The 19371-nt window shown below is 71.0% G+C and carries 22 protein-coding genes; 6 read left to right on the forward strand and 16 right to left on the reverse strand.

The window, feature by feature from the left end:
* Positions 1–40: 40 nt before the first annotated feature.
* Positions 41–544 carry a fasciclin domain-containing protein gene (locus ABEG18_RS05015; RefSeq protein WP_406858535.1) on the reverse strand — a complete coding sequence of 168 codons (504 nt, stop codon included), beginning with the start codon at positions 542–544 and terminating at the stop codon, positions 41–43.
* A gap of 610 nt (positions 545–1154) precedes the next feature.
* Here ABEG18_RS05015 and ABEG18_RS05020 point away from each other — a divergent pair.
* Positions 1155–2588 carry a porin gene (locus tag ABEG18_RS05020; RefSeq protein ID WP_406856998.1) on the forward strand — a complete coding sequence of 478 codons (1434 nt, stop codon included), beginning with the start codon at positions 1155–1157 and terminating at the stop codon, positions 2586–2588.
* A gap of 148 nt (positions 2589–2736) precedes the next feature.
* Entirely contained in the window at positions 2737–3741 is a 1005-nt protein-coding gene (locus ABEG18_RS05025; RefSeq protein ID WP_406856999.1) for an NAD-dependent epimerase/dehydratase family protein, read from the forward strand.
* 42 nt (positions 3742–3783) lie between these two features.
* Here the strand turns inward: ABEG18_RS05025 and ABEG18_RS05030 are convergent, their stop codons facing one another.
* The 8 genes from ABEG18_RS05030 to ABEG18_RS05065 all read right to left on the reverse strand — a co-directional run bounded on the left by ABEG18_RS05030 (position 3784) and on the right by ABEG18_RS05065 (position 13121).
* Entirely contained in the window at positions 3784–3999 is a 216-nt protein-coding gene (locus ABEG18_RS05030; protein ID WP_406857000.1) for a hypothetical protein, read from the reverse strand.
* Between the two features lie 60 nt (positions 4000–4059).
* On the reverse strand, positions 4060–5343 hold the full coding sequence (locus ABEG18_RS05035) for a nucleotide sugar dehydrogenase (protein ID WP_406857001.1): 1284 nt from the start codon (positions 5341–5343) through the stop codon (positions 4060–4062).
* Positions 5340–6584, reverse strand: coding sequence for an O-antigen ligase family protein (locus ABEG18_RS05040; protein WP_406857002.1), 1245 nt, complete (start codon positions 6582–6584; stop codon positions 5340–5342). The genes ABEG18_RS05035 and ABEG18_RS05040 overlap by 4 nt, the downstream gene beginning before the upstream one ends.
* A 76-nt stretch (positions 6585–6660) precedes the next feature.
* Positions 6661–7785: a hypothetical protein gene (locus ABEG18_RS05045; protein ID WP_406857003.1), complete on the reverse strand. Its 1125-nt coding sequence runs from the start codon at positions 7783–7785 to the stop codon at positions 6661–6663.
* Positions 7786–7863: 78 nt separating this feature from the next.
* A complete protein-coding gene (locus ABEG18_RS05050) occupies positions 7864–11034 on the reverse strand; it encodes a cyclic nucleotide-binding domain-containing protein (protein WP_406857004.1) in 3171 nt (1056 codons plus the stop codon).
* Positions 11035–11274: 240 nt separating this feature from the next.
* Complete coding sequence (locus ABEG18_RS05055) at positions 11275–11571, reverse strand: MoaD/ThiS family protein (RefSeq protein ID WP_406857005.1); 297 nt, start codon at positions 11569–11571, stop codon at positions 11275–11277.
* Between the two features lie 16 nt (positions 11572–11587).
* A complete protein-coding gene (locus ABEG18_RS05060) occupies positions 11588–12667 on the reverse strand; it encodes an exo-alpha-sialidase (RefSeq protein ID WP_406857006.1) in 1080 nt (359 codons plus the stop codon).
* A gap of 40 nt (positions 12668–12707) precedes the next feature.
* Positions 12708–13121 carry a VOC family protein gene (locus tag ABEG18_RS05065; RefSeq protein ID WP_406857007.1) on the reverse strand — a complete coding sequence of 138 codons (414 nt, stop codon included), beginning with the start codon at positions 13119–13121 and terminating at the stop codon, positions 12708–12710.
* Positions 13122–13306: 185 nt separating this feature from the next.
* Between ABEG18_RS05065 and ABEG18_RS05070 the strand changes: the two genes are divergently transcribed.
* Positions 13307–13672, forward strand: a complete 366-nt coding sequence (locus tag ABEG18_RS05070; protein WP_406857008.1) for a hypothetical protein — start codon at positions 13307–13309, stop codon at positions 13670–13672.
* Positions 13673–13719: 47 nt separating this feature from the next.
* Here ABEG18_RS05070 and ABEG18_RS05075 read toward each other — a convergent pair whose 3' ends face one another.
* From ABEG18_RS05075 to ABEG18_RS05085, 3 genes are read right to left on the reverse strand one after another with little or no spacing between them, the layout of a single operon-like run.
* Entirely contained in the window at positions 13720–13944 is a 225-nt protein-coding gene (locus ABEG18_RS05075; RefSeq protein WP_406857009.1) for a hypothetical protein, read from the reverse strand.
* A gap of 55 nt (positions 13945–13999) precedes the next feature.
* Positions 14000–14314, reverse strand: coding sequence for a hypothetical protein (locus tag ABEG18_RS05080; RefSeq protein ID WP_406857010.1), 315 nt, complete (start codon positions 14312–14314; stop codon positions 14000–14002).
* Between the two features lie 50 nt (positions 14315–14364).
* On the reverse strand, positions 14365–14577 hold the full coding sequence (locus ABEG18_RS05085) for a hypothetical protein (protein WP_406857011.1): 213 nt from the start codon (positions 14575–14577) through the stop codon (positions 14365–14367).
* Positions 14578–14703: 126 nt separating this feature from the next.
* On the opposite strand from ABEG18_RS05085, the gene ABEG18_RS05090 reads away from it, so the two are divergent.
* Together ABEG18_RS05090 and ABEG18_RS05095 are read left to right on the forward strand one after the other, a co-directional pair.
* Positions 14704–14829: a hypothetical protein gene (locus ABEG18_RS05090; RefSeq protein ID WP_406857012.1), complete on the forward strand. Its 126-nt coding sequence runs from the start codon at positions 14704–14706 to the stop codon at positions 14827–14829.
* Positions 14830–14877: 48 nt separating this feature from the next.
* Positions 14878–15426: a methylated-DNA--[protein]-cysteine S-methyltransferase gene (locus tag ABEG18_RS05095; protein ID WP_406857013.1), complete on the forward strand. Its 549-nt coding sequence runs from the start codon at positions 14878–14880 to the stop codon at positions 15424–15426.
* On the opposite strand, the gene ABEG18_RS05100 is transcribed toward ABEG18_RS05095, so the two are convergent.
* The 4 genes from ABEG18_RS05100 to ABEG18_RS05115 all read right to left on the reverse strand — a co-directional run bounded on the left by ABEG18_RS05100 (position 15423) and on the right by ABEG18_RS05115 (position 17707).
* Entirely contained in the window at positions 15423–15914 is a 492-nt protein-coding gene (locus ABEG18_RS05100) for a DUF2938 domain-containing protein (RefSeq protein ID WP_406857014.1), read from the reverse strand. The genes ABEG18_RS05095 and ABEG18_RS05100 overlap by 4 nt on opposite strands.
* Positions 15915–16010: 96 nt before the next feature.
* The gene (locus ABEG18_RS05105; RefSeq protein ID WP_406857015.1) at positions 16011–16322 is read right to left on the reverse strand and encodes a hypothetical protein; all 312 of its coding nucleotides are present in this window, start codon (positions 16320–16322) and stop codon (positions 16011–16013) included.
* 97 nt (positions 16323–16419) lie between these two features.
* Entirely contained in the window at positions 16420–17280 is an 861-nt protein-coding gene (locus ABEG18_RS05110; RefSeq protein WP_406857016.1) for an aldose 1-epimerase family protein, read from the reverse strand.
* Positions 17281–17290: 10 nt separating this feature from the next.
* Positions 17291–17707 (reverse strand): VanZ family protein, encoded by a 417-nt coding sequence (locus tag ABEG18_RS05115; RefSeq protein WP_406857017.1) that lies wholly within the window; start codon positions 17705–17707, stop codon positions 17291–17293.
* Between the two features lie 241 nt (positions 17708–17948).
* On the opposite strand from ABEG18_RS05115, the gene ABEG18_RS05120 reads away from it, so the two are divergent.
* A complete protein-coding gene (locus ABEG18_RS05120) occupies positions 17949–19295 on the forward strand; it encodes a DUF4214 domain-containing protein (protein ID WP_406857018.1) in 1347 nt (448 codons plus the stop codon).
* The last annotated feature ends 76 nt before the right edge of the window (positions 19296–19371 follow it).

Genomic DNA, 19371 nt, shown 5'->3' on the forward strand with positions numbered 1-19371 from the left:
CCCGGCGCGCAGCCGGGGCTCTTCGTTCAGTCGCGACAGGTCAGGGCAGCAGGACGCCGTTCACGACGTGGATGACGCCGTTGGACTGCATCACGTCCGCGATGGTGATTCGCGAGGTCTGGCCCTTGGCGTCCGTGACGGTCAGGCCCTTGCCGCGGCGCATCACCGTGAGGGGCTCGCCCTCGACGGTCTTCAGCGTCACCTTGCCGCCGTTCATCTTCGCCTGGTCCATCAGGTCGGCGGCGGTCAGGCGGCCCGGCACGACGTGATAGGTCAGCACGGCGGTCAGCTTGGGCTTGTTCTCCGGCTTCAGCAGCGTCTCCACGGTCCCGGCGGGGAGCTTGGCGAAGGCCTTGTTGGTGGGCGCGAACACGGTGAACGGGCCGGCTCCGGACAGGGTGTCGACGAGCCCCGCCGCCTTCACGGCCGCCACGAGCGTGGTGTGGTCCTTCGAATTGACGGCGTTCTCCACGATCGTCTTGGACGGATACATGGGCGCGCCGCCCACCATCACGGTGCGGGCCGCCCAGGCGCCCCCGGTCATGCAGGCGAGGGCCGCGACGGCGAGAACGCTTCGGCCGAAAAGGCCGCGACGGATGACGGACATGAGAAGCTCCCTGAATGCGTCGGGTCCAGTCCCGACGACAGCCTCTACGGGCCGCCTCTCGCCGAAGTTTCGAGCCCGGGTCACGAGCGCGTGAGGAGAGCCGTCTTTCCGCCGGGATTCGGCCGGCCGGCCGCCTCGGTAAGGGCAGCCGCCGACGGAGCCCTTGATTGACCGGCCATTTAAACGGGTTGCATCCCGAACAGGCCCGCGCGGACCCCCGGCTGGCCCTGGTAAGCCATTGTTAACAGTACTGAAAGGCTGGAAGGCCCGAGCCCACGGAATCTGAGGTGCAGATTTGCAACAGCCGGTTGCAATTGCAACCAAGGGTTGGTGAAACGGGGCGTTTGAGGTTGTTGCAACTATCGATCGTGGTACTTTCCGACTCGCTCGACCGAGGGGGGGCTTCCTCTCAGAGCACGAACCTGGAGCGGCGCTCGGCAAGCCACTTGCCAAATGCTGGCCAAACAAAAGTCTAGTCCCCGCAGTCGCGGTGAACCTGGTCCAAGATGATCGGGATTGTCGTGGGGCGGGAGCCAAGGAGCTGAAAATGAACATCAAGACGAGGCTGCTGATGGCCACGGCGGCGGGCATCGCCACTGTGTCCGGCGCCCAGGCTGCCGATCTTCCGAGCCGCAAGGCTGCGCCGGTCGAGTACGTTCGCGTTTGCTCGACCTTCGGAGCTGGTTTCTTCTACATCCCCGGCACCGACACCTGCATTCGCATCGGCGGTCGCGCCCGGTTCGAATACCAGTACGGCCAGCCCTTCGCCCGCAACGACGCCACGACCGGCTCGCGCACCACGGGCCGTATCTTCGTGGACGCCCGCACCGCCACCGAATACGGCATGCTGCGCGCCTACGTCCGTTATGACGTCTCCCGTCGTATCGGCCAGATCTACTCCGGTTCGGCCATCCGCGTCGGCACCGCCTTCACGGGCACAAGCGTCGACTACGCCGGCCAGGCTCAGACCCAGGTCGACCTGAACCGCGCCTTCGTGCAGTTCGGCGGTCTCACCGCTGGTCGCACCCAGTCGTACTTCGACTTCTACTCGGGCGATCTCGAGTATGTCGGCACGACCGCCGGTTCGTCGCTCACCACCAACCTGCTGGCCTACACCGCCACGTTCGGTTCGGGCTTCTCCGCCACGCTGTCGATCGAAGATCAGGTCGAGCGTCGCTCGGGCGTCAACATCGCCAACGGCTTCCTGCCGGCCGGCACGGCTGTGGGCACCTACGCCTACACCGGCGACGCCATGCCTGACATCGTCGCCAACCTGCGTCTCGATCAGGGTTGGGGCACGGTGCAGCTCTCGGGCGCCGTCCACCAGATCCGCGTCGGCAACTTCGCCGCTGCTGGCCCGACGCTCAACACCAACGGCAATGCTCCTGATTCGGAGTACGGCTGGGCTGTGAACCTCGGCACCAAGATCAACCTGCCGATGCTCTCCCCCGGTGACGTCCTCTACCTGCAGGGCACCTACACCAAGGGCGCTCCGTCCTACGTTCTGTCGAACCCCTTCGGTCTCGGCAAGACCCCCTGGAGCTTCGGCGGCGTCGGCGCTCTCATTCCCGACGCGTATGTGATCGGCACTGCCGCCCTCGGTGGCGTGGCCGTCAACTACAACCTCGAGAAGCCCGCCGTTTGGGGCCTCACGGCCGCCATGCTGCACTACTGGACCCCGACCATCCGTCAGGCGTTCATGGCTTCGTACATCAAGAGCGACAGCCCCTCCCAGGCGTTCATCGCCGGCGGCGGCTTCACTCTCGGCAACCGCAATCGCGACCTGACCTACTGGACCCTGGGCACGAACGTGACCTGGTCGCCGGTCAAGGATCTCGATCTCGGCGTCGAGGTCAACTACATCCACGCCAATGTCGGCCAGGGCGTCAGCGGCTCGTTCATCGCGACCGATCCGGTGGGCATCTCGGTCCGCAACGAGTCGGTGTGGAACGGCCGCCTGAAGATCCAGCGCGACTTCTGATCCGTCCTCACGGACTGGTCTGGGACCCCGGCGTTCGCGCCGGGGTCTTTTTTTGTGCGTCGGGCCGCCTTGCGACGCCGGGCCAGGAGGCTGGCCCGGCCGGCGGCGCCGGCCTATAGCTGATCCGGTCATCGCGGGGAGATGCGACATGCGGGTGCTCGTCACCGGGACGGCCGGCTTCATCGGCTTCCATCTGGCGCGCAGGCTTCTGCAAGCCGGCCACACGGTGGTCGGCGTCGACGGAATGACCGCCTATTACGACGTGCGGCTGAAAGAACGGCGCGTCTCCATCCTCAACCAGAACCCGGACTTCCGGCAGCATGTCGCGATGCTGGAGGACATGGCGGCGATGCACGCCATCGTGCCCGACGCGGCGCCCGAGGCGATCTTCCACCTCGCCGCCCAGGCCGGCGTTCGCTACAGCCTGGAGAATCCGCGCGCCTATGTGGACGCCAATCTGGTGGGGACCTTCAACGTCCTGGAGCTCGCCCGCGAGCTGAAGGTCGGCCATCTCCTGATGGCGTCGACCAGCTCGGTCTACGGCGCCAACCCGACGATGCCCTTCACCGAGGACCAGCGCGCCGACATGCCGATGACGCTCTACGCCGCGACCAAGCGGGCGACGGAGCACATGGCGCACTCCTATGCGCATCTGTGGGACATCCCCACCACGATGATGCGCTTCTTCACCGTCTACGGCCCCTGGGGCCGGCCCGACATGGCGCTGTTCAAATTCGTGAAGGCGATCATGGATGGCGAGCCGATCGACGTCTACGGCCAGGGCGAGATGCGCCGCGACTTCACCTATGTGGCCGACCTCGTGGAGGCCATGGCGCTGCTGCTCGACGCCGCGCCGGCGACGGCCGCCGACGAGGACGAGGCGGCCGTGACCGGCGCCTCGCTGGCGGCGCCGTTCCGGGTGGTCAACATCGCGGGCGGCCAGCCCGTGGAGCTGTCCGAGTTCATCGCCTGCATCGAGCGCCATCTCGGCCGCACGGCGCGGCGCAACCTGCTGCCGATGCAGCCCGGCGACGTGCCGGCCACCTTCGCCAACGCCGATCTGCTGGAGCGCCTGACGGGCTACCGGCCGTCGACCCCGGTCGACGAGGGCGTGAGGGCCTTCGTCGAATGGTACCTGAACGACTGGCGATAAGCTCTTGAGATCAGATCGAGAGCCGGGGCGAGCGGACCCGTCCTATTTGCGAGCCATGCATTTGCGCATGAAGACCTGCCTCTGGTCCTTCATGGCGAAGTTGAACTTGTTGGATTGCCTGGAGCGTTGCGGGTTCGTGTAAAGGCCCTTCGCCTCGGCCTCGTCGAGGCATTTGTCGCGTTTCGGATTGGCTTGGGACAGCACAGGCGAGATCGACATCGCAAAGCATACGCACGTCGCTGCAAGAAGGAACTTCATGTTCAGCCCTCCCGTGAAGAAGAGAGCGAATAGGCATGGCCAAGTCTTGTCAATCGACGGTCATAGCCGCCAAAGGGTGTAGTCCTTCGGGACGGCGTCCCGATCGAGCGCGCCCCGGACGTCGAGGACCGCGCCCGAGCCCGGCCGCATGAGGCGGCGCACGAGCGCCCAGCCCTCGGCCACGAAGGCCCTGTGCGGCACCGCGAGGATCACCGCGTCGGCCGGCGCGAGCGCCTCCAGGGGCGTGAGCTCCACGCCATATTCGTGGCGCGCCTGCGCCGGGTCGGCGAGCGGGTCGCAGACCTCCACGGCGACGCCGAACGCGGCGAGCTCGGCGATGATGTCGACCACCCTGGAGTTGCGCGTGTCGGGCACGTTCTCCTTGAAGGTCAGGCCCAGCACCGTGGCCTTCGGCGAAGCCTTGCCGGCGGCCAGCATCAGGCGCACGCATTCGCGCGCCACGCGCTGGCCGACGCCGTCATTGGTGCGCCGCCCCGCCAGGATCACCTCCGGATGGAAGCCGGCGCGCTCCGCCCGGTGCGTGAGGTAATAGGGGTCGACGCCGATGCAGTGGCCGCCCACGAGGCCGGGCGAGAAGGGCAGGAAGTTCCACTTGGTCCGGGCCGCCGCCAGCACGTCGCCGGTGTCGATGCCGAGCCGCTCGAAGATCACGGACAGTTCGTTCATGAAGGCGATGTTGAGGTCGCGCTGGGTGTTCTCGATCACCTTGGCGGCCTCCGCCACCTTGATGGAGGGGGCCCGGTGCACGCCCGCCCGCACCACCGAGCCGTAGACCGCCGCCACGACGTCGAGGGTCGCGGCGTCCTGCCCGGACACGACCTTGGCGATGGTGTCGAAGCGGTGCTCCCGGTCGCCGGGATTGATCCGCTCCGGCGAGTAGCCGACCGTGAAGTCGCGCCCGCAGGCGAGGCCGGAGACGCGCTCCAGCACGGGGACGCAGTCCTCCTCGGTCGCGCCCGGATAGACGGTGGATTCGTAGACCACCACGTCGCCGCGCTTCAGCGCGCGGCCGACCGTCTCCGACGCGCCGAGAAGCGCGCGCAGGTCCGGCCGGCGCGAGGCGTCGATGGGCGTCGGCACCGTGACGATGAAGAAGTCGGCGGCCTTCAGCTCCGCCTCGTCCTGCGTGAAGGCGAGCGAGGGGGCCTTCAGGTCGGCCGGCTCGGTCTCGCGCGTGCGGTCATGCCCGGCGACGAGTTCGGCGATGCGGACGGCGTCGATGTCGAAGCCCACCACGGGCACGCCGGAGCGGGCGAACGCCGTCGCGACCGGCAGGCCGACATAGCCCAGGCCAATCACCGCGATCCTGCGGTCGTGCGTCACTGGTCCGCCTCCCTGGCCGCGTCCGGCGGACGCGAGAACAGCACGACCGGAACGGCCACGGCCGTGATCCACCAGCCCTGCCACGCGCCGTGGCTCTCCAGCGCCACCGCCATCGCGGCGGCGAAGAAGGCGAGGCGCTCCGGCAGCACGCAGACCGGCATGGCGGAGAACCGCCGCGCCAGCAGGCCGCAGAACGCTAGAGCGAGCAGCCCGCCGGGCGCGCCGAGCTCGGTCCAGACCTGCAGGGGCGCGTCATGCGGGTGTCCGACGCCCAGCATCTCGCGGCGCTCCGCCGGAACCTGCGCGGCCACCGGATCGGCCTCGATGCGGGCGGAGGAGCCGAATCCCGTGCCGGTGAGCGGCCGCAACCGCGCCACCTCGCCGAAGGCGAGCCAGATGTCGACCCGCTCGCGCGCGTGCGCGGCCTTCAGCGCCTCGAACCCGCGCTGCGGGATGGCCCGGTCCGCCAGCACGCCGAACCAGGGCTGCGCCGCCACCACGATCACGAGGAGCGCGACCCCGGCCCAGGCGGCGACGCGCGGCGCGGCCAGCGCCAGCCCGTAGACCGCCGCGCCGGCGATCACGCCGAGCTTGGACGAGCCGCTCGTGGACATCACCGCGGCGGCCGCGACGCACAGGAAGGCGACCGCCGCGAGGGCGGAGCGGCGTTGCGCCCGCAGCGCCGCGGCCAGCGGCCAGAACAGCACGACCGCCGTCACGATCGGGCGGTTCATCACGAAGCTCTCGATCCGCCCGCCCCAGAGGCGGCGCAGCGGGAAGTCGAGCCGCACCTCCACGGCCACCAGGATGGACACGACCACCAGGGCGGCCGCCAGCGCCAGCGGCGCCCAGCGGGGCAGGCGGTCCGGCAGGGTCGCGGCGAGCGCGATGGCGGCCGCGAGCGGGATGACGAACTCGCCCAGCGTCGCCAGCGAGAGGCGCCGGTCCACGCTCCAGGACACGGACACGAGCGCCCAGGCCAGGAAGGCCGCGGCCGCCCAGGCCTCGGGCGTCCGCAGCAGGCGGGAGAACGACGCGCCGAGCGCGCCGGGGCCGCGCTCCAGCCAGGCCGCCGCGACGGCCAGGATCGCCGCGACGCTCAACAGGAGAGGCGACGAGCGGTTGGCGAACGCCATGGCGACGGGCAGCGCGGCCGTCAGCGTCAGCACCGCGAGCGCGCAGAGCCGTCGTCCCGTGTCGGACCGCGTCGCGTCGCGCTGGCGCTCGGTCGCGCTCGTCATGTCTGGCCGCTCCGTCTGGCCGTCCCTGGTCGGGGAGTGTATGCGGCCCCGCCGGGGCCGGCGCAATCCGGGCGCGTCACGATCCGGGCTTCCTGGCCCAGGCGAGCACCCGGTAGGTTCCGTCCGGCGCGTCGCGGCCGGTGGCCTGCGCGTCGACGAGCGCCTGGGTGATCCGCTCCGCCACCGGCAGGCGGTAGTGCAGATGGTCCCAGTAATTGGCGTCATCCTGCGTCAGGCGGGACGGGACGCGAAAGTCCACCAGCGTGGCCCCCCGGCGCTCGGCGATGCGCGTCGCCTGCGCCTTGCAGGCCTCCATGCGCGAGCCCTCCCGCGTGTCGGCCGGGAAGTAGCCAGCCGCATGCGCCGGCGGGAACAGGATGAAGCGGGAGGTGCGGGCGGGAAGGCGCGCCAGCAGGTCCTCCAGCCAGGCCAGGGCCGGGAAGCGGAACTGGTCCGGCGCGACGGGATCCTTCGGCGCCCGGGCCGGCGGCGACGTCCCGAACCCCGTGTCGCCATAGATGTGCGTGCGGGCGCGCCCGACGTCGTAGAGCGCCTCGTTGGGGGTGAAGACCTCGTAGCCGTTCATCGGCAGGCGCTGGCGCTTGAACCTCAGCCGGTGCATGGCCAGCCGCCACGAGATCTCGATCGAGTGGAGGTTGAACAGATAGGGCCAGTCGTTCCAGCGATTGTCGTCGTAGAAGCTGTCGGGGAAAGCCCGGAAGGTGAGCCGCTTGGCTGGCGAGGCCGCATCCTGCGCGCACCATTCCGCGTCGATGCCGAAGATCATCAGCGCCGGGTCCGGCGTCTCGCGCAGGAACAGGTCGGCGATGCGGGCCTGTTCCCACGGCGTGGCGGCGTTCATGCCGAGATTGACCGTGCGGGCGGAGAATAGCGGGTCGAGCCGGGCCGGATTGAGCAGCCGCACCGTCGAGGTGCCGATCACCGCGCTGTCGAAGGCGTGCGAGCGGATGACCTGCGGGTACATGAAGCGCTGGTTGATGTCCATCAGCGCGGGCGGCGCGAGCCCGGCGAGCGGCCCGGCCCCGTAGGGGTCGAACGCGAAGACGAAGGCCGCCAGCCCCAGCCCCGCCGCGGCGAGCACGGCGGCGAACCGGGCCAGCAGCGCGCGCCAGGGGCTCGGCCCCGCCGCCGCGGCGACCAGGCGCGCATCGCCGTCGATGGCGGGATCGGAAGCGTCCATGCGACGCTCGTGGACCGGAATCGCTTCACGATCAAGACCGGGGGGACCGATCCGCGCCGCCGCGGACGGGCCGCGGCCTCATTCGGGCGGGCGGACGGACGCCCGCCTGCGCGCCTTGATGGCGACGTCGGTTCGGGCGACCAGCAGCGACTCGGCCTCCGCCGCGCGGGCGATCTGCGCCTGCAGCAGCTTCAGGCCGAAATCCGGATAGTCGAGCACCAGTTCGAGCAGCACGTCGCGGCGGATCTTCAGAGCCCGGATGGGCGTGACGGCGGCCACGGTCGCGAGGCGGCGCGAGCGGGTGAGGGCGCCCATCTCGCCGACGATCGCGTTCGGCTCGGTCAGCCCGAGCGAGAGCGGCCCGCCGTCGCCGGTGATGGAGACCTCCGCCTGGCCCGACAGGATCACGAGCGCGTCATGGGCCTCGTCGCCCTGGCGCATCAGCACGTCGCCGGGCGCGAAGGCCACGCGCTGGCCCGTGAAGGCCAGAAGCTTCAGGCGCGCGGTCTCCAGCGAGGCGAGGAGCGGCACGGCCCGCAGCGCGCGCACCTCCTCCGAGAGCGCGTCGGCGGCGGGCGGCTCGGCCGAAGCCTGCGCGGCGGCCGAGCCGGAGCGGACCCGGGCGCGCCCGGCCCGCAGCTCGACCACATGGTCGAAGCCCGCCGTCCGCGCCTCCGCGCCCGGCCCAAAGGTGACCACGAGGGTGCGGCCCCGCATGGCTTCGCGCACGCTGGCGAGGATGCGCGCGCCCTGGACGTCCCCGAAAACGGAGAGCGCGCCGTCGATCACCAGAACGGAAGGCCGCTTCAGCAGGCAGCGCGCCAGCGACAGGGCGGCCCGCTGGGCCGGGTAGAGGCGGCGGCCGCCATGCCCGACGGGCTGGTCGAGGCCGATCGCCAGGATGTCGGCGTCAAGTCCGCTCTGCGCCAGCGCATCGTCGAGGGCGGCCGACAGGCGCTCCTCGGCGGACGGCGCCTCGGAGATGACGCGTCCGAAGAGCAGGTTGTCGCGGATGCTGGCCCCGCGCGAGAACGCGGCCGGATCATAGGGCGTGACCGTGAAGCCATGGGCGGCCGCCGCCCGGGCCATCGCGGGCCGCGCCGCCAGGATGCGGGCCATCAGGTCGTCGCCGAGCAGGCCCAGCCGGTGCTGGGGTTCGCTGTAGCGCAGGGCGAGGCGCAACTGCGCCAGCCGGTCCTCGTCCGTCCGGCGGCCGGCCCGGGCGCGGGCGAGGCCCCGGCGGTAGTCGTCCAGCGCGTCCGACGAGACGAAGGAGAAGCGTTGGAAGAGCCGGCTTTCGGGCCCGAGATCGGCGAAGATCTCGACCAGCGTCGCGGCCAGGCCCAGCCCGACGTCCTCGAGCGGTTCGCGCAGGCCCAGCCGCGCCAGCTCGACGGAAAGGAGGCCGAGCAGCGCGGGCTCGAACTCCTCGTCGTGGTCCCAGGGGCCGAACAGCAGGTTCTCGCGGATCGTCAGGTGGCCGCAATAGCGCGCCAGGTCGAAGCGCTCGATCAGGTCGGCGCCGCCGCCGCGCCGCAGCTGCTCGGCCACCAGCGGCCGGGCGGCCACGATCCGGGCGGCCAGCGCCGGCAGGGCCGCGTCGTCGATCCGGGCGCCGAGGCCCATGCGCCGCACGTCCGCCTCGAAGTCGACGGCGCGCAGCGCCCGCCCGATCGCCCCGTCGATGGACGCCGGCCCGTCGACCCCCGCGGCGGCGTAGTCCAGCCACTCGGCCTGCGGCGCTCCGTCCAGGGGCCGCCGGCGCAGCGCGTAGATCAGGTTGTCGCGGAACGAGCCCTCGAACACCGCCGTGTCCGGCCCGGCATACGCGAAGGCGCGGCCTAGCGCGTCGGCGCCCAACGCCTCCAGCGGGCGGCCCGCGACGGTGACGCTCCCGGCCGCCGGAGGGGTCCGGCCGGCGATGACGCGCGCCAGCGCGCTGACTGCCTCCGGCGGGCCGCAGAGCGCGATCGCGGCGCCGAGCGGCAGATCGAGGGTGACGCCTTCCAGGCTCCTGTCGCCGCCCGGCAGGCCGACCGTGACGCCCCGCACCGCCAGGGCGCCGGCCGAGAGGTCGGGCGGAACGGCCGCCGACGCCGCCGGCGCGGCCGGGGCCTGGCGCGCGGGCGCGGTGGAGAACTGCTCCAGCACCTGCTGGAACTTCACCTCGACGTCGAGGCGCTGCTGGTCCCAGTCGATCAGCTCCTTCACGGGAGGAGGCAGGTCGCGATAGGCGGCGATCACGGCGACCAGCTGGCCGATGGCCAGGTCTCCCCGCAGCGCGAAATAGCCGCCCAGCGAGTAGAACAGGAACGGGGTGAACTGCGCCAGCAGCCCATTGGCGAATTTCGCCGCGAATTTGCGCCCATAGAGCTGGTAGCGGATCAGGAACAGGTCTTCGAGGCGCGCCCCGATGCGGCTGATTTCGAAAGGCGCGGCGCCGTGGTTGCGCACCTCGTCCAGCCCGTCCACGACCTCGCCGATGCTGCCCGCGAGCGCGCGCGACTTCAGCTGCCGCAGCCGGCTCAGGCGGAGCTGCTCGCGCCGCATGCGCGGGATGATGAGCGCCTGGACGGCCACCAGCGCGGCGGCGCAGACGCCCAGGGCGAGGCTCTGGACGAAGATGAACGCCAGCGCGGTGAGGGCCTGGCCCCCCAGGAACAGCGGCTGGATGAAGGCGTCGCCCACGAAGCCGCCGATCGGCTCGACCTCGTCCTTGATGATGGTGGCGGCCTCGGAGGCCTTCATCCGCCGCCCGTCCTCGGCCCCGCCGGTGACGAGCGCCTTGAACAGCTCGAAGCGAAGGGTCTGCAGCACGCGCTCGCCCAGCGCGCCCTTGCGCATGTTGATGAGGTATTTGAAAGCCCCGTTGACCAGCACGAGCAGCAGGAACACGGCGCTGAGCGCGAACAGGTAGCCGGTTCGGTCCAGCTCGAAGCCGTCGAACAGCACCGCCCCGTTCCAGGGCAGGACGAGGCGAAACAGGGTCGCGGTCGAGCGCCCGGCGAAGGCCCGGCCCTGGATGGCGTCGCTCACGATCAGCTTGGGGATGTCGAGCGAGGCGTAATAGAAGGGCAGGGAGGCCAGCACCACGGCAAGGACCCGGATCTGCTCCTTCCGGCTGCGCCGCCAGATATAGCCGAAGAGCTGCTCCATCCGACCGGACGCGTCGCGGAAGGACGGCTGCGCCTTCGGCGCGGCCTCCTGCGCCGTCGCCCGGATCTGGACGGCCGCCGTGCGGGTGCTCATGGACGGAACCGGCTCACGGCGTTCATGCTCATGGCGATGATGCTCATGGCTCTGTCTGGCCCGGACGCCCGGACCCTGATGTGCGAAGCAGCATAGCGCAACCGCGGCGCGCGCGGCCCACTTCAAAGTTGCAGAGACCGTGGGATGCGACCTCGACTTCGCCCGGGGATCTCGCGGCCGGCTGGGCCGGCGCGCGCCGGGCGGGAGCGACCGGGCCGCCGATCTGTCCGGCCGACGCGGTCAGCCGCCGCTGATGGCGTTCACCACATAGACGTCCGCGCCGGGGGCGAGCGGGGAGGCGAGCGTCGCCCGCCGTCCCTCGACGAAGACGTTCATGTGGCGCCGGATCGCCGGGCTGGTGTCGCAGATGCAGTCGCGCATGCCGGGCCAGCGGGCCTCCAGCGCGTCCACCATGTCGGCGACGGTCGCCGCCTGGAGCTCCACGACGCGGTCGGCGTCGGGGAACATGTGGGCCAGCAGGGGTCCCAGCCGGACCCTCGCCGGCCTGGCGTCTGTCAGGTCTTGAGCGGCGGACATGGCGGCCCCCGACGCGTCAGCGGTCCACGACCAGCGTCTCGACGGACGTGATCGTGGGCAGGTGCTGGGCGATGCAGCGCCAGCTCTCGCCCTCGTCGGCGCTGGCGAAGAGCGCGCCCGAGCCCGTGCCGAAATAGACCCCGGCCGGCTCCATGGCGTCGGTCGCCAGGGCCTGGCGCAGCACGCCGAAGAAGGCGTTCTCCTGCGGCAGCCCCTCGCGCAGCGCCCGCCAGCTCGCGCCGGCGTCCCGGCTTCGCCACACGGCGGTCCGGGCGTCCGGCATGTAGCGGCCGGCGATGTCGCCGTTGAGCGGCAGCATGTAGACGGTGTCGGGATCGCGCGGGTGGACGGCCGTGGGGAAGCCGAAGCTCGACGGCAGGCCTTCCTCGATGCTGGCCCAGCTGCGTCCGCCGTCGTCGCTGCGATACATCCCGCAATGGTTCTGCTGGTAGAGCCGGTCCGGCATGCCCGGCGCCATCGCGACGGAGTGCACGCACTGGCCGAACTCCGGATGGCGGTGGCCCTCCGGCATGTAGTCGGCGCGCGTGCCGCGGTTGCGGGGCTCCCAGGTGGCCCCGCCGTCGGCGCTGTGGAACACCCCCGCCGACGAGATGCCGACCCAGAGGCGGCCGGCGTCCTGGGGGTCCGTGACGATGGAGTGCAGGATCAGCCCGCCGCCGCCCGGCTGCCATTCCGGGCGGGACGGATGATCGCGCAACCCGGCCACATGGCTCCAGGTGCGGCCGCCGTCGTCGCTGGCGAAGAGCCCGGCGGGCTCCACCCCGGCGTAGAGGCGCCCGCCGGACGGGGCGACGCTCCAGACCGACTTGATCGGCGCTTCGCCGGCCTCATAGCCAAGCCCGTCGCGCGAGTAGGTCCAGGTCGCGCCGAGATCGTCGGAGCGCCACACCGCCGGGCCGAGCCACTCGCTGCCGCCGCCGGCGTAGATCACGCCGGAGCCGTCGGCGACCGCGTGGTTGATCGGCCATGTCTCGCACAGCGGTCCCTTCAGGCTCCAGGATCGCCTGTCGTCGTCGCTCCTCAGGATGAACAGGCCCTTGCGGGTCCCGACCAGCACCAGCACGCTTTCGCCCATGGCGGCCTCCGAGTGAGGGATGAAGAGGGAGCGGGGCCTCTCAGGCCTGCGTCAATACCATCCAGCCGACGCCGAACTTGTCGGCCAGCATGCCGAAGCGGGGAGCGAAGAAGGTCTTCGCCATCGGCATCCGGACGGCGCCGCCCTCGCTCAGCGCCGCGAAGGCGCGCTCGGCCTCCTCCTCCGAGCCGACGACCAGCGACAGCGAGAAGCCCTGGAAGTTCGTCGCGCCCGAGCACTCGCCGTCCGAGGCCATCACGGAGGAGCCGCCGAAGGCGATCTCGCCATGCATGATCTTGTCCTCCGACCCGGGCGGAAGCATGCCGGGCGGGGGCCCCTCGGGCGCCTCGCGATAGCGCATGAGCGCCTTCACCTCGGCGCCGAGGGCGGCCTTGTAGAAGGTGAAAGCCTCTTCGCAGCGCCCGTTGAAAAACAGATAGGGATTGACCGACATGGGGTGTCCTCCGTTGGGTCCGGCCTTGCGCCGTCGCCCCAAGGACGAGCGGCGGTCGCCGGCGCCGACAGGCCGGGCTTGATTTTTCTCCCGGCTCACGCCTCATTATCACCGCAGCCCATCGGCACACAGTGGGCGCGCGCCGCCCGGCGCTTCGTCGCCGCAAGCCCGCGAGTTCCCCCCGAGTGCCCAGCATCCGTTTCTCCCGCATCGCCGCGTGGCTGTTGGTCGTCGCCATCGGGCTGATGACCGTGTGCCCCATCGGGCTTCGGCCCGTCACCGGGCTCTCCGTCGATCTGGAGCGCTTCGCCGCGTTCGGGCTCCTCGGCCTGCTCTTCGGGCTCGCTTATCCGCGCCGCAGGATCGCCGTCCTGGCCGCGGTGGTGGCCGCCGCGGCGGGGCTGGAGGCGATGCAGTATCTCGAGCCCACCCGGCATGGGCGGGTGCATGATTTCGAGATCAAGGCCGTCGCCGGGGCGCTGGGCGCCCTGTCGGCCATGCTGTTCGGCAAGGTCGCCCGCGAGGCGAATTGGCGCCGGTCGGCGGGTTAAGGCATGCTGCGAAACGGTGGAGGCCGGCTTTCGCATCGCAGCATGGTCTAGCGCAGGGTGGGGTCGCGTTCGGCCGCGGCCCGGCGGCGGGCGCGGGCCGCATAGGCCCGGTACCCCGTGATCGCGAGCCCGCAGACGCCGACGGCCACCAGCAGCGCCGCCTTCAGGCTCGGCTCCGTCGCCAGCGCCGGCGCCCCGTAGCCCAGCAGCGCCGCGCAGACGAGGACGACCGCGGCGGCCCGGTGCAGCGGGTGGCGAAAGAAGCGCCTCATCGCACGCCCGTTTTTGGCGCGCCCATCTTTGGCAGGCCCGTCATCGGCGCGCCCGTCATCGGCGGAACCGGTCGCCGAGGCGCTCGATCTCCCGCCGCAGGGCGTCGACCCCGCGCTGCACGTCGCGCACCGCGTCGTCGGAGATGATCGGCGCGGAGGTGATCGGCGGGCGCGGCGCGCTCTCCGGGCAATCCGGCAGGCTGTCGCGGCGCAGCTTGGGCGTGATGCCGCCCTGCGGCGTGAGCAGATAGGCGCAGCCGGTCTCGTCGCGCCATGTCACGGGCTCGTCCAGCGCCCATGCGGACCCGCAGATCATCGCGAGGGCGCCCGCCGCCGTCCAGCGCGCGAGCCTGGCTGCATGAGGTTTCATGCCCAGAGAACGCCATGGCCGCCCCGGAAGTTCAATGACGGCGCGCAACTCTAGCGCGGGTGGGCCGAGGTGAGCCGGTCGAGCCGGCGGTCGGGCGCGCCGGCGCCGAGCGCGGCTTCCCGCCGCTCGATCCTGTCCATCATCTGGACGAGCCGGACGAGGTAGGGCGGCAACGGATCCGTGAGCGCCTGTTCGAGCGCGCTGTCGGCCAGCATGGCGGGCGGAGAATCGGTCGCAGAGTCGACGTGGGGGGATGACGTCATTTGCAAATTTCCTCTGCGCAGAGCAGGCCCCAGGATGGTTAATAAATCGTAAACGGCCGTGAGCGGCCGGCCCGGTTTGGCGAATGCCGACGCGTATGCTCCTATTGGTGCAACTTGGAGGAGTGAATGCGACGCGTTCTCGCCCTGGCGGCCCTGATCTCGGTGGCGGTTTCGCTCGCCGGCTGCGGCCATTGCACCGATCTACGCCCCTACAATCCGTTCCGCACCTGCCAGGACGACCAGGCCCGCTGAGGCCGCGAGGACTTCGCCCGGCCCCGCGGCGGGTGTAGAATCGCCCGCATGGCGCGTCAGGATGCGTTCAGCCTGTTCGACACGGCCATCGGCGTCTGCGCCATCGCGTGGACGGACCGGGGCGTGTCGGCCGTGCAACTGCCCGAGGGCGACGCGCAGGCGACCCGCTCCCGCCTGGTCGCCCGGCGTCCGGGCGCGGTCGAGGCCGCGCCGCCCCCTCCCGTCGCGCAGGCCATCGCCCAGATCCAGGACCTGATGGCGGGCCGGCGCGTCGATCTCGGCGGGATCGCGCTCGACATGGCGGGCGTGCCGGACTTCCACAAGGCGGTCTACGCCGTGGCGCTCTCGATCCCGCCCGGCCGAACGCTGACCTATGGCGACATCGCGCGCCGCCTGGGCGATCCGGAGGCGGCGCGGGCCGTCGGGCAGGCGCTGGGCCGCAATCCGTTCCCGATCATCGTGCCCTGCCACCGCGTGCTGGCCGCCAACGGGCGCCCGGGCGGCTTCTCGGCCCATGGGGGCCGGTCGACGAAGCTGCGCATGCTGGCCATCGAGGGCTTCATGGGCAACGAGCCGACGCTGTTCGACCCGCGCTAGGCGGACGCCATCCGCAGGCCCAGCGCGCCCGCATACATTCCGGCGGCGAACACCGTGTGGGCGACGACGTTGAGGATCCTGATCTGGTTGGCGTTGGGGCGGCGCGAGGCCGCCCAGCCGGCGCCCATCCCCGGCTGCAGCAGGAACCAGCCCGCCCCCACGGTGACGAGGCCGATGATCCAGGCCGGCAGGAAGGTGGGCGACTGCGCCCAGCCCGGACCGGCGACGACGAGCAGCACGGCGGCGTAGAGCACGCCGATGGCGTAGTGGGCGACCCAGCCCAGCGCCAGCTCGTTGGCCACCGGCGCCGCCGCCCCGATATCCTCATGGAACACCTCGCCCGACGGCAGGCGCCCGAACCACCGCCCGACCAGCGCCCAGTTGGGCGACGGCACGCCGAAGGCGCGGTTGAGCAGGATGGCCCAGACGTCCATCAGAGCCGTGCCGGCGGCCCCGATGACGATGGAGCGCCAGAGAAATTCAAGCATGAGGCAGCCTTGGCCGGAGCGCGGGGGGGAATCGCCCATGCGGCGAGGATCGCGCGCCGGCTCGAGCTGCGCAACAGCGTCTGCGGCGAGAGCCGCTCAGCTGCGCGCGAAGCGGATCAGGTAGCCGACCGCGAAGGCCGCCAGCAGCGGTCCCGCCAGGGGAAACGCGCCCTCGCCCGAGAGGGCCTCGGCCAGGCGCCGGGAGCCCCGGCCCGCGCCCCTGATCGCCGACATGGCGCGCTCGTAGCCGTCGCCGGCGTCGACGCGCACGATGAAATGGCTCCGGTCGCTCGACGTGGTCAGCGAGACGTCCTGCTTGGGAAAGCCCGCGCGAAGGGCAGCCTGCATCGCCCGCTCGGCGCCCTGCCGGTCCGTGAACTGGACCGAAGCCGTCCTGCGATCATCCATGATGTGTCTCCCTGCTCATGGGCAGGGAAACGGGCGGAGGCGCGGGGCGTTCCGGCCGCGTGCGCCAGGAGCGGCGCCTGGGCCGCCGCATTCGCCTTCAAGCGGCCGGGGAAGGCGCGATCGTCAGGGCGAAGCGGGCCGCATCGCCCGGCGCGAGCGTCATCACGCCCGGCTTGTCCACGAAGGGGCCGTCGAACTCCACGGGCGTGTCGTAGCCGCGCCAAGGCTCGATGCACAGGAAGTCGGCTCCGGGCTTCATCCAGACGCCGAGCTCCCGGAAGCCGGACCACGACACCCGGACCCACGGCCCGCCCGGCGCCCCATAGGTCACCGAACGGCTGTCCACCTGGTCGAAGACCAGGGCGTCGTCGGCGAAGAGATCCTCGCGCAGCCACAGGGTGCGCCCTTCGACGGGGGTGGGGCGCCCGGGCCCGAGCTTCTCGCCCACGAGCCGGCGCACCGGCGCGGTCTCCTCCCGCTCGAAGGTGAGCGCGTGCGCGGTCTTGGGCGCGTCGCCGAGCGGCCAGCGAAACGCCGGATGCGCGCCGAGCGAGAAGGGCAGGGGCTCCGTCCCGGGATTGGCGACCGCATAGTCGATGGTCAGCGCTCCGTCTTGGATCCGGTAGGTCAAAGTCAGCGTGAACGCGAAGGGATAGAGGGCGCGCGTCGCCGGCGTATCGCGCAGCTCCAGGATGCAAGAGGCTCTGTCGCGCGCCGCGACATGGAAGGCGCTGTCCCGGGCGAAGCCGTGCTTCGGCATCCGGTGGACGCGCCCCTCATGCAGCAGCGCCTCGCCCTCCAGGCGCCCGACGATGGGAAACAGCAGCGGCGAATGACGCGGCCATTCCGGCCCCGCGCCCCACATCACGTCTTCGCCCCCCGCCGGGGTGAGCGACTGCAGCTCGGCCCCGTGGGGCGAGATCGCCGCGCGGAGCCGCGCGTCCTCCAGGATGATCATGCGGCGCCCATCATTCGCCCGGGGCGGGTTGGCCGAGCCCCGGTTCGGCGGGCGGCGACCACCTCGCCAGCAGGATGGCGACGCCCACGCCGATGATGGCGCCGGACGAACTGGCGATCCAGTCGATCGCCTGCGAGGTGCGGCCGGGCACGAATTTCTGCAGGAACTCCAGCACGCCGGCGAGCGCGATGAGGAAAGCGGCCCAGCCGAGCCGGCGAACCTGGGACAGGGCGAGCACCCCCACGATCAGCCCCGTCCCGCAATAGGCGATGACATGCTCGATAGCTCCGGGCAGGCCGGTATGCGGGCGCTCCTTTCCGGGCAGCAGCGAGAGCACCGACAGGATGGCGATCAGCGCCACCTGCACCCACAGCGCACGCCGCCGCCCCACGCGCACCAGCGCGTTCCAGACCTGACTCACCTCCATGCGGGCTCCTGTCGAACGACGCGGTGACGCGTCCGTGTTTCTCCCAAATAGGCGAATCTGGCCTGGTCGCATCAAGTGACAAGTCGCTTGAAAGGGTTCGGTAACATCTCAACCCAAGTATCGCCTGGGCGACAGGTTCATCAGCGCCCCAGCATAGTCGTTGTCGATCGAGGCCCTAGTGTCTTTCTCTTACACGGTAAAGCTCTCCGACAGCGCGCAGCTGCCGCAGGACGCGTTGATCTTGACAGACGTCAAGTCTGCGCTCGCCGATTGGGCCAGCGTCTTGGGCGGGCTGGGCTCAATCGACGTCCAGATCAATGTCGTCCCGCTCGGAACCGGCGTCCTCGCCAACTGCATGGCCGCCACCACGGTGTTCCAGCGCATGGACGGCGTACGCTCGGTCTTCGAGAGCGGCGCGGTCTCCGAGCTGCAGACCGGCGTCGACCCGAACGGGTCGGCGGCGGACGTGATCATCAACCTGAACGCGTCCCTGGTCGGCTCGAGCTTCTGGTTCAACCCGACCCCGGGCTCCACGACGGCGCCGCCGTCCACCAAATACGACGCGCTCACGGTGCTGCGGCACGAACTCGGGCACGCCTTCGGCATCAACGGCTACCGCAGCGACGCCGGGACCCTGGAGTCGGCCGAGTCGCCGTTCGATTCGCTCGTCCAGGTCCGTTCGGACGGCTCGGCCTGGTTCATCGGCGCGCATGCGGTCGCCGTCTATGGCGGCGCCGTGCCGGTCACGACGCTGACCAATGGCGAGGCCTACTATCATTTCGGCAACAGCCAGTATCAGGCGGCCAGCTCCGATCTGATGGGCGGAACCGGGCTGCCGCCCGGCGTGGTGCACACCGTCACGGCGCTGGACCTCGCCGTGATGCAGGACCTCGGGGTCCCGCTCGCGTCCGCGAGCGGCGCGACGGTCGCCACGTCCAGCGGCGCCGCGTCGGGCTCCTCGCCGAGCGGCGCGGCGACCAGCGGGGGCGGCCCCATCCTGACCGGATCGGGCGGCGACGACGTCTTTACGGTCGTCTCGGGCGTGACGACCGTGACGGGCGGCGCCGGGCTCGACACCGCCCTATTCTCCGCCACGAGCGGGGCGGAGACGATCACCTTCAACACGGGCTCGGTCACGGTCTCCGGCCCGCAGGGGACCGCGACCCTGACGGGGGTGGAGCGGCTGCACTTCACCGACAAGGAGCTGGCGCTCGACACGGACGGACACGCCGGACAGGCCTACCGGCTCTACCAGGCGGCGCTCGGCCGCGCCCCGGAGCAATCCGGCCTGACCTATTGGACCGATCGCCTCGACCAGGGCGCGAGCCTGAGCAAGGTGGCCGTCGGCTTCGCCAGCTCCAGCGAGTTCGCGGCCAAGATCGGCGGCGGTTCGGCCGCCTCGATGATCTCGCTCCTCTACCAGAACGTCCTCGGCCGCGCCGCGGACGCCGGCGGCCTGACCTACTGGTCGGGGCTCCTCGCCTCAGGCTCCAGCATGGCGGACATCCTGGCGAGCTTCTCCGAAAGCCCTGAAAACGTGGCGAAGGTCGCCCCGGCCATCGCGCACGGGATGTGGCTGGACGTCTGACGACGGTCAGCCCCTCGGCTCCGGCGGTGGATCGGCGGGCGGTCTTATGAAAGAGTCCTGGTCCCCCTCGGGATCA

It is taken from the genome of Alsobacter sp. KACC 23698 (assembly GCF_045348435.1).
GTDB lineage: Bacteria > Pseudomonadota > Alphaproteobacteria > Rhizobiales > Beijerinckiaceae > Alsobacter.